At 74.6% G+C, this 8,739-nt stretch carries 9 protein-coding genes; 5 read left to right on the forward strand and 4 right to left on the reverse strand.

Going from position 1 to position 8,739, the window contains the following annotated elements:
• The coding region (locus AOK18_RS08905; protein WP_240503117.1) for a trehalase-like domain-containing protein at nucleotides 1-630 on the reverse strand (630 nt) is incomplete at its 3' end.
• Nucleotides 631-829: 199 nt separating this feature from the next.
• Nucleotides 830-1,972 (reverse strand): methyltransferase, encoded by a 1,143-nt coding sequence (locus tag AOK18_RS08910; RefSeq protein ID WP_055693949.1) that lies wholly within the window; start codon nucleotides 1,970-1,972, stop codon nucleotides 830-832.
• Between the two features lie 86 nt (nucleotides 1,973-2,058).
• On the opposite strand from AOK18_RS08910, the gene AOK18_RS08915 reads away from it, so the two are divergent.
• The 4 genes from AOK18_RS08915 (at nucleotide 2,059) to AOK18_RS08930 (ending at nucleotide 5,688) form a co-directional block, all read left to right on the forward strand.
• Nucleotides 2,059-2,751: an alpha-ketoglutarate-dependent dioxygenase AlkB family protein gene (locus AOK18_RS08915; protein WP_055693950.1), complete on the forward strand. Its 693-nt coding sequence runs from the start codon at nucleotides 2,059-2,061 to the stop codon at nucleotides 2,749-2,751.
• Nucleotides 2,748-3,986, forward strand: a complete 1,239-nt coding sequence (locus tag AOK18_RS08920) for an ROK family protein (RefSeq protein WP_055693951.1) — start codon at nucleotides 2,748-2,750, stop codon at nucleotides 3,984-3,986. The genes AOK18_RS08915 and AOK18_RS08920 overlap by 4 nt, the downstream gene beginning before the upstream one ends.
• 284 nt (nucleotides 3,987-4,270) lie before the next feature.
• The gene (locus tag AOK18_RS08925) at nucleotides 4,271-5,158 is read left to right on the forward strand and encodes an NAD(P)-dependent oxidoreductase (RefSeq protein WP_055693952.1); all 888 of its coding nucleotides are present in this window, start codon (nucleotides 4,271-4,273) and stop codon (nucleotides 5,156-5,158) included.
• Between the two features lie 107 nt (nucleotides 5,159-5,265).
• Entirely contained in the window at nucleotides 5,266-5,688 is a 423-nt protein-coding gene (locus AOK18_RS08930) for a PPOX class F420-dependent oxidoreductase (protein ID WP_055572817.1), read from the forward strand.
• A gap of 404 nt (nucleotides 5,689-6,092) precedes the next feature.
• On the opposite strand, the gene AOK18_RS08935 is transcribed toward AOK18_RS08930, so the two are convergent.
• Nucleotides 6,093-6,638 (reverse strand): ATP-binding protein, encoded by a 546-nt coding sequence (locus AOK18_RS08935; protein ID WP_074994611.1) that lies wholly within the window; start codon nucleotides 6,636-6,638, stop codon nucleotides 6,093-6,095.
• A gap of 195 nt (nucleotides 6,639-6,833) precedes the next feature.
• Nucleotides 6,834-7,157: a hypothetical protein gene (locus AOK18_RS08940; RefSeq protein WP_055574921.1), complete on the reverse strand. Its 324-nt coding sequence runs from the start codon at nucleotides 7,155-7,157 to the stop codon at nucleotides 6,834-6,836.
• 354 nt (nucleotides 7,158-7,511) lie between these two features.
• On the opposite strand from AOK18_RS08940, the gene AOK18_RS08945 reads away from it, so the two are divergent.
• Nucleotides 7,512-8,654 (forward strand): PLP-dependent cysteine synthase family protein, encoded by a 1,143-nt coding sequence (locus AOK18_RS08945; RefSeq protein ID WP_055693954.1) that lies wholly within the window; start codon nucleotides 7,512-7,514, stop codon nucleotides 8,652-8,654.
• Nucleotides 8,655-8,739 lie beyond the last annotated feature (85 nt).

Raw genomic sequence — 8,739 nt, forward strand, 5'->3', positions numbered from 1 at the left:
CCGCTGCGCGCAGCGGCGGGGGGACACCTCACCGCCGACCTGGTCCAGGGCGAACACCGCCGTCCCGCCCTCGGCGAGCTTGAAGTCGGCCCACGCGTCCGGGCCGTCCGCCTCCAGGGGGACGGTCGAGGTGAGCGCGAGGGACAGCCTCTCGGAAGCGAACAGCGCCATGCCGTCGGTCAACCGCAGGGTGTGCGGCCGGGTGCCGTAATCGAATCGCGGAGCCGCCCGCATCCGGAACGGCAGGGCCCCGCGTACGCACACCACCCGCCGGATCAGCCGGTGCCGGCCCGCCTCGGCCGCCTCCCCGGTGACGGGCATGAAGTCCTGCACCTCACCCACGCCGTCCTCGGTGAAGAACCTGGTGATCAGGACGTTGGTGTCGGGGAAGTAGAACTGCCTGGTACGCGCCGGCACCGCCGCCGCCAGCTCGAAGAAGCCGCCGCGCTCGGCGTCCAGGATCGCGGCGAACACGCTCGGCGCGTCGAAGGCCGGACAGCAGTACCAGTCGATGGTGCCGTCGGTCCCCACCAGCGCCACGCTGCGCAGGTCGCCGATCAGTCCGTGATCGGCGATCGGCACGTACCGGCGCCCACCGGACGCGCCCCGCTCCCCGGCCGTCCCGTCCATCACAGCCTCCCTGCTCCGGCCCGCGCCGCCGTACCGCGACCCGGCCCGCGCGGCCGCACTGCAAGCCTAGGCAGATCCGGCCGGTCCGGCAGTCCGTGACGGCCGTCCGCTCCACCGTGACCGCTCCGGCCGGGGGCAGGCGGTGGGCGCCCCGGTCCGCACGGGTACGGACGCGGCCCGGCCCCGGGGGACGCCCGTCCTACCGCTTCACGGCCCTCAGCACCACGAACTTCCGGTCGCTCGCGACCACTTCGCTGTTCCCGAACAACTGCCGGAGCTTCACGTGGTACCCCAGATGCCGGTTGCCGACCACCCGCAGCTCACCACCCGGCCGCAGGGCGCGCAGGGCACCGGTGAACATGCGCCAGGCGGTGGCGTCGCCGATCGCGTGGTGGGAGTGGAACGGCGGGTTGTTGAGCACCAGGTCGACACTGGAGTCCGGCACGCCCGTCAGACCGTCCCCCACCCGGAACTCGGCGTGCCCGGACAGGCCGTTGGCCCGGTACGTGGCCCGTGCGGACGCCACCGCCTGGAACGACTCGTCGACGAACAGCACCCCGGCCCGCGGGTCGGCCAGCGCCACCGCCGTACCCACGACGCCGTTGCCGCACCCGAGGTCCACCACCCGAAGTCCCGGCCGGTCCGACGGCGGTCGCGGCAGGTGCCGGAGGAAGAACCGGGTGCCGATGTCGAGCCGGTCCGCGCAGAAGACCCCCGCGTGGTTGACGACGGTCCGGCCGGAGACCGCGCCGACGCCGTCGGGCAACCGGTAACTGCAGGGCCAGGACGCGGCGGGACGCACCAGCGCCGGGTCCGGCGTGCAGAAGATCAGCCGCGCCTTCTTCTCGGCGAGGGAGGTCCGGGTGGGTCCGATGATCCGCTCGAAGAGGTTCAGCGTCGAGGTGTGGATCTCCTTCACCATGCCGGTGCCGACGACGACCGTGCCGGCGTGCACCGCGGGCGCCAGCCGCAGCAGCTGGTCCTCCAGCAGTGCCAGGCTCTTGGGCACCCGCACCAGCAGCACGTCGATCCGGTCCGGCGGCGGGTCCTGCGTGGTGAGCAGCGGGACCGTGCCCGGCTCGACACCGGCCCGCGCCAGGTTCGCCCGGGTGGCCTCCTGCCCCAGCCAGGAGTCGGTGATCTGCGTCGGCCGGTACGCGGCCAGCGCCGTGACGAGCGCCCCCCACCGGTCCCCGAGGACCACGACCGTGCCGTCCAGCGGCACCTCCTCCCGGTCGAGGTGCCCGAGCAGGTACTCGTCGGAGGCGTCCCAGGCGCGCAGCCTGTCGCGGGGGTCCTCGGGGAAGCGGGCCAGGACCGGCGCACCCCACGCAGTCGTCATACGGTCGTTCATCGTGCGACCAGGCTAGCCGAGCCCTCCCGACGGACCGTGCCGGGCGGCGGGGGCCGTCGGGCAGGATGGACGCCATGGACGGCGAGCTCTTCCCCCGGTCCCGCACCGAGATCGCGCCCGGCGCGGTGCACGTGCCGGACTGGCTGGACGCCCGGGCACAGCGCACCCTGCTCGACGCGTGCCGCGCGTGGGCCCGTCCGCCCGCCGGGCTGCGCACGGTCCGCACCCCGGGCGGCGGCACGATGAGCGCCCGGCAGGTGTGCCTGGGCTGGCACTGGTACCCGTACGGCTACGCGCGCACCGTCGTCGACGGCGACGGCGCCCCGGTCAAGCCGTTCCCCGCCGGCCTCGGCGAACTGGGCCGCCGCGCGGTGACCGACGCGCTCGGCACGGACGCGGCACCCGCGGGGAGCGCGTACGACATCGCCCTGATCAACTTCTACGACGGCGACGCCCGCATGGGCATGCACCGCGACAGCGACGAGGACAGCGACGCCCCCGTGGTGTCGCTGAGCCTCGGTGACACCTGCGTCTTCCGCTTCGGCAACCCCCGGACCCGGACCCGCCCCTACACGGACGTCGAGCTGCGCAGCGGTGACCTCTTCGTCTTCGGCGGGCCGTCCCGGTCGGCGTACCACGGGGTCCCGCGCGTCCACGCGGGCACGGCACCGCCGGAACTGGGACTGACGGGAAGGCTGAACATCACACTCCGGGTCAGCGGCCGGTCACCGGACGCGGTCACGATCATGGGAGACTCACCCTCATGAGAGGGAAGGCGGACCCCCGGCCGACGGGGGAGGGGACCACCTCGAGGACACGGCTGGACCGGGGGCGCGGTGCGCTCGGGCCCGCACTGGAACTCGTGCACACCGGGCGTGCGCCGACCCGCGCGGTGCTCACCGCGGAACTGGGCGTGACGCGGGCGACGGCCGGCGCGGTCGCCGCCGAACTCGAGGCGCTCGGCCTGATCCGGGTCGACGCCCGGCCCGGCGCGGCAGCCGGCTCGCAGGGCCGCCCCTCGCACCGGCTCTCGATCGCCGAGGACGGACCGGTGGCACTGGCCGCACAGGTGCACGCCGACGGCTTCCGCGCCGCCCTGGTCGGCCTCGGCGGCCGGATCGTCGCCACCGCCCCCGGATGCGAGGCCGTCGACGCCGACCCGGCGAAGGTGCTCGCCTCCGTCGTCGCGGCCGGCGCCGACCTGCTCCGGGAGACCGGACGCCGATGTGTCGGAGCGGGCCTCGCCGTACCGTCCGCGATGGCCGAACCCGAAGGGCTGGCCCTCAACCCGATGCACCTGGCGTGGCCCGCGGGCGCCCCGGTCCGGGAGATCTTCGCCGAGCAGGTGCGCGCCGCCGGCCTCGACGGCCCGGCGTTCGCGGGCAACGACATCAACCTCGCCGCCCTCGCCGAACACCGGCACGGCGCCGGGCGCGGCGCGCGCGACCTGCTGTGCGTGGCCACCGGCCACCGGGGTGTCGGCGGCGCGCTGGTGCTCGACGGCCGCCTGCACACCGGCAGTTCCGGCCTCGCACTGGAGGTCGGCCACGTCCCCGTCAACCCCGGCGGCCGCCCCTGCCACTGCGGCAGCCGGGGCTGCCTGGACGTGGAGGCGGACCCGCTGGCCCTCCTCACCGCGGCCGGCCGCGAACCCGGCCCCGAGGTGTCCCTCCTGAAACAGGCCGACACGCTGATCCGCGAGCACTACGACGACCCCGCCGTCCGCTCCGCCGTCACCGCCCTGGTCGACCGGCTGGGGCTGGGCCTCGCCGGCCTGGTGAACATCCTCAACCCGGACAGGATCATCCTCGGCGGACTGCACGGCACCCTCCTGGACGCCGCCCCCGGCCGGCTGCGCGCCGTCGTCGCCGACCGCAGTCTGTGGGGCCGCAGCGGCGGCGTCCCCATACTGGCGTGCACGCTGGCCCACAACAGCCTGGCCGGCGCCGCCGAACTCGCCTGGCAGCCGGTCCTGGACGACCCGCTGGGGACCCTGGCGTAGCGGGCGGACGGGGCGGCGGACGCCCGCGCCGACAGGCGCACACCGTGCCGGCCGTCGCACAATGACCACGACGTACGGGACCACGACGTACGGGACCACGACGTACGGACGGGCCCGCCCGCGCGGCGCCCGCGCGGGCGCCGGAGAACCGGGGAGACGGGCCGTACGCCCCCGTACGGGCCGGGCGAACGGGTGGAAGGCGAGGACCGTGTCCGCGGGCCGCGGGCACGGGCGGGCGAACGGGCCCGGGGGCGTCCCGGACCGACCGACGGAAGGCCGAGGTCATGACCGACAAGCTCACCGTGAGCGTCCTGGGCACCGGCATCATGGGTGCGGCGATGGCGCGCAGCCTCCTCCGCGCCGGCCACACCGTCCGCGCCTGGAACCGCACCCGCGCCAAGGCCGGCCCGCTCGCGGCCGACGGCGCGCACGTCGCCGGCACCCCCGCCGAGGCGGTCGAGTCCGCCGACGTCGTCCTGACCGTGCTGCACGACGGTCCCGCCACCCTGGAGACGATGCGGCTGGCCGCGCCCGCGCTGCGGCGCGGAGGCGTCTGGGCGCAGTCCACCACCGCCGGTCTCGAGGGGGTCGCCGAGCTGGCCGGCTTCGCGCGCGGGCACGGCCTGCTCTTCTACGACGCCCCGGTGCTGGGCACCCGTCAGCCGGCCGAGGCCGGACAGCTGACCGTGCTCGCCGCCGGACCGGCGGAGGGCAGGGACACGGTGACGCCGGTGTTCGACGCCGTCGGCGCCCGCACCGTGTGGACCGGGGAGGACGGAGCGGCCGGCAGCGCCACCCGCCTCAAACTGGTGGCCAACAGCTGGGTCCTCGCGGTCACGTCGGCGGTGGGCGAGACCCTCGCCCTGGCCGAGGCGCTGGACGTGGAGCCCGACGCCTTCCTCGGCCTCATCGAGGGCGGCCCGCTCGACATGGGCTACCTGCGGGCCAAGGCGGGGCTGATCCTCGACGGGCCCCTGGCCCCCGCCCAGTTCGCCGTGAACACCGCCGCCAAGGACGCCCGTCTGATCGTCCGGGCCGGCGAACAGCACGGTGTGCGCCTGGACGTGGCCGCGGCCGGTGCCGAACGCCTGGAACGCGTCGCCGGCCGCGGCCACGGCGACGAGGACATGGCAGCCGCCTACTACGCCAGCTTCGACGAACCCCCCGCCTGAACGGCCGCCCCGGCCGCCCGCGCCCCCGGCGGCCGCAGGGCTCCCTCCCGAGCACCCGTACGCGACGACGTCCGGGGACCTGTCCGAAGACCCTTCGAGGAGACCGTATGTCCAAGCCCCCGCTGCCCCCCGAGGCCGACGCCCTGCTGGGCCGCGCCAACCCCTGTGTCATGGCCACCCTGCGCTCCGACGGCACGCCCGTCTCCACGCCCACCTGGTACGTGTGGGAGGACGGCCGCGTGCTGATCAGCCTGGACGAGGGACGGGTGCGCCTGAAGCACCTGCGCCGCGACCCGCGCGTCACCCTCACGGTGCTGGCCGACGACGACTGGTACACCCACGTCACCCTCATCGGCCGCGCCGTCGAGCTGAACGACGACGAGGGCCTGGCCGACATCGACCGCATCTCCCGGCACTACACCGGCAAGCCGTACCCGGACCGGGAGCGGGCGCGGGTCAGCGCCTGGATCGAGGTCGAACGCTGGCACGGCTGGGGAGCGATGAAGGACAACTCCCAGGCCTCCACCTGACACCTGAGGCCCGGCCGCCGGAGCGGGACGGGCTCGCCCCGGGCCGTCCCACGGGCCCCGGGGCGAGCCCGGTCCCGCCCTCGGGAGTTTGCCCGGGGCGGCAGAGGCGGCGCCGGCACGACACGGGGAAGGAGCACGGGCCCGCATCCGGCCGGTACCGGACACCGGTACCGGAGGCGCGGTCCTCGGGGGCGGTGCGGTGCGGACCGCGTGGCACCCGCACCGGGCCGTGCGCCGCAGAGGGCGGACGGACCGTCACGTTCGGCACGCGGACGGACCGTCACGTCCCGGGCGCCGGCCCCGGCGACGTCCGCGCACCCGCCCGCGAACGGGTCCCTCCCAGGCGTCGGCCGGGCCGGGGTCACCGGGCGGGGCGCCGTGCGGGGGAAACGGGCACCGCCCGGTCAGCCGACGACGGCGGACCGGGCGGGAGCGGGTTCGGACCGGCGGTCCTCGACGGCGTGCTCGACGAGCGTGACCTCCGCGAACCGGTGCAGGGCGTGCTCACCGGCGACGATCCTCGGATAGCGGTCCCAGTCCGCGACGGGAGCCACGGACGGCGTCGGCAGAGTGAACCACACGATCTTGCCGGCCTCGCCGTCGGGCAGGGCGCCCCAGCTCTCGCTCATCGCGGCCACCATCGCGAGCCCGCGCCCGCACGTGGCGAGCGGAGCCGCGTCCCCGACGACCGGCAGCCGCGGGTCGTGGTCGCGCACCGAGACCTTGAGCCGGTCGAGCAGCACCTCCAGCTCGACCGTGCAGATCTTGTCGGGTTGCGCGTGCCGGTGGACGTTGGACAACAGCTCGGTGACACCGAGTGAGGCACGGTCTATCAAGGTGTCCATGTGCCAGTAGCGCAATTGCGCAGATACGATTCTGCGGACCTGTCCGATCCGCGACGGCAGAGCCTGGAGCTCCACCGTGCAGTGTCTGCTTGGGTGAGTGATCACAGCTGCGACTCCCCGGTGTCAGGCCCGGACGGGCGTCCGGAAGAACACGGAGTACGGATCCAGCAGGGTGCCCGCGTGACGTGGCCGCCTGCTGTCGTGGCCGGCGGGCTGGTTCGCAGCGTTATCGCCGGTAAACCCAGAGTGACGTGAGAACAGCGTGACGCAGGGCCTGGGGCGGCGCAACTCGCGGGCATGTCAGGCGCCGCGCCCCGATGCCCGGCGTACGGCCTCGACGAAACGGCGCGCCGCGGGCGGGCCCGGCTCGCCCGGCGCCGGGTCGTGGTCGCCCAGGGTCAGCAGGTACCGGTGGCCGTTGAGGTCGGCCAGGGCGCGGCCCCCCGGGACGAACCAGGGCCGGGAGGCGCGCACGGCCTGCACCGGCGCGCTGTCGATCTCGCTTCCGTAGCTGGTGAGCAGCTCGAGCCTGCCGTCGCTGATCCGGACCTGCCCGGCCCGGGTGAGCGACCGCAGCCGCCTGCCGATCCGCACGCCCCTGGCCGTGAACTCCAGCTCGGCCATGCCACTCGCCCCCTTGTGCGCGTCGGTGTGCCGGACCGTGCTCCGCGGGCCGGCCCCCGTCCTGCTCCGGTGTGCTCCCGTCCGGGACCTTGCTCCGCGGGAAGTCTGCCCGCCCACGCCGCTGAGCACCAGTACGCACGTTCCCCTTCCGGGGGCGTCCGAAGCACTCGCGCGAATGCGCCCCCCACGGCGGCGCCCCGGATTCCGGAAGGGGGTGCCGAACCGGCCCCCAGGGCTTCCTTTGAGCCTCCCAAAGGCACGTTTATGCAGGTGGGGGGTGATGTGCGGGGTTCTATGATCGGGGTGCCGGCCGCGCGGGACGCCGTCGGCGCGCGCAGTGTGAGGAGCCCCGTCGTGAGCACATCCCAGCAGTCCCCGCAGCCCCGGCAAGCCCTGGAGGGCGCCACCCTCGACGCCGACCGCAGCGACCCCGGCTACCGCGACTGGCTGAAAGAAGCCGTGCGCAGGGTCCAGGCCGACGCCAACCGGTCGGCCGACACCCACCTGCTGCGCTTCCCGTTGCCCGAGCGGTGGGGCGTGCACCTCTACCTCAAGGACGAGTCGACGCACCCGACCGGCAGCCTCAAGCACCGGCTCGCCCGCTCGCTCTTCCTCTACGGACTGTGCAATGGCTGGATCCGTCCGGGCCGCCCGGTGATCGAGGCCTCCAGCGGCTCGACCGCCGTGTCCGAGGCGTACTTCGCCAAGCTGATCGGGGTGCCCTTCGTCGCCGTCATGCCGCGCACGACGAGCGCCGAGAAGTGCCGCCTGATCGAGTTCCACGGAGGACGGTGCCACTTCGTGGACGACCCGCGCACCCTGTACGAGGCGTCGGTCGCCCTCGCGGCGGAGACCGGCGGCCACTACATGGACCAGTTCACCTACGCCGAACGCGCCACGGACTGGCGGGGGAACAACAACATCGCCGAATCCACCTTCCGCCAGCTGCGGCTGGAGCCCCATCCGGAACCCGCCTGGATCGTCGCCACGGCCGGCACCGGCGGCACCTCGGCGACCTTCGCCCGCTACGTCCACTACATGCAGTACGACACCCGCGTCTGCGTCGCCGACCCCGAGAACTCGTGCTTCTTCGAGGGCTGGACCACCGGTGATCCGGACGTCACCTGCGACCGGGGCTCCCGCATCGAGGGCATCGGCCGGCCCCGGATGGAACCGAGCTTCGTGCCCGGCGCGATCGACCGGATGATGAAGGTCCCCGACGCGGCCGCCGTCGCCGCCGTGCGCTTCCTGGAGCGGGAGATCGGCCGCAAGGCGGGCGGCTCCACCGGCACCGGGCTGTGGAGCGCGCTGAAGATCGTCGCGGAGATGGTGGCGGAGGGGCGGCAGGGGAGTGTGGTGACGCTGCTGTGCGACCCGGGGGACCGCTACCTCGACAAGTACTACTCGGACGCCTGGCTGGACGGCCAGGGCCTGGACATCGCCCCGTACACGGCGACGATCGAGACGCTGCTGCGGACCGGGGTCTGGCCGGACTGACGGCGCTCGCCGCACGCGTACGGCCGCGTGGTCCCCCGGTGACGGGACGGGCGGTTTCCGGCCGGGGGGCGGAGAGACGGAAGAC

The organism is Streptomyces prasinopilosus (genome assembly GCF_001419695.1).
Taxonomy (GTDB): domain Bacteria; phylum Actinomycetota; class Actinomycetes; order Streptomycetales; family Streptomycetaceae; genus Streptomyces; species Streptomyces prasinopilosus.

Bases quoted from the DNA above. Each gene is read 5' to 3' on its own strand.
- AOK18_RS08920 (WP_055693951.1), top strand. From the start codon at position 2,748: ATGAGAGGGAAGGCGGACCCCCGGCCGACGGGGGAGGGGACCACCTCG.
- AOK18_RS08915 (WP_055693950.1), top strand. From the start codon at position 2,059: ATGGACGGCGAGCTCTTCCCCCGGTCCCGCACCGAGATCGCGCCCGGC.
- AOK18_RS08940 (WP_055574921.1), bottom strand. From the start codon at position 7,157: ATGGCCGAGCTGGAGTTCACGGCCAGGGGCGTGCGGATCGGCAGGCGG.
- AOK18_RS08930 (WP_055572817.1), top strand. From the start codon at position 5,266: ATGTCCAAGCCCCCGCTGCCCCCCGAGGCCGACGCCCTGCTGGGCCGC.
- AOK18_RS08925 (WP_055693952.1), top strand. From the start codon at position 4,271: ATGACCGACAAGCTCACCGTGAGCGTCCTGGGCACCGGCATCATGGGT.
- AOK18_RS08910 (WP_055693949.1), bottom strand. From the start codon at position 1,972: ATGACGACTGCGTGGGGTGCGCCGGTCCTGGCCCGCTTCCCCGAGGAC.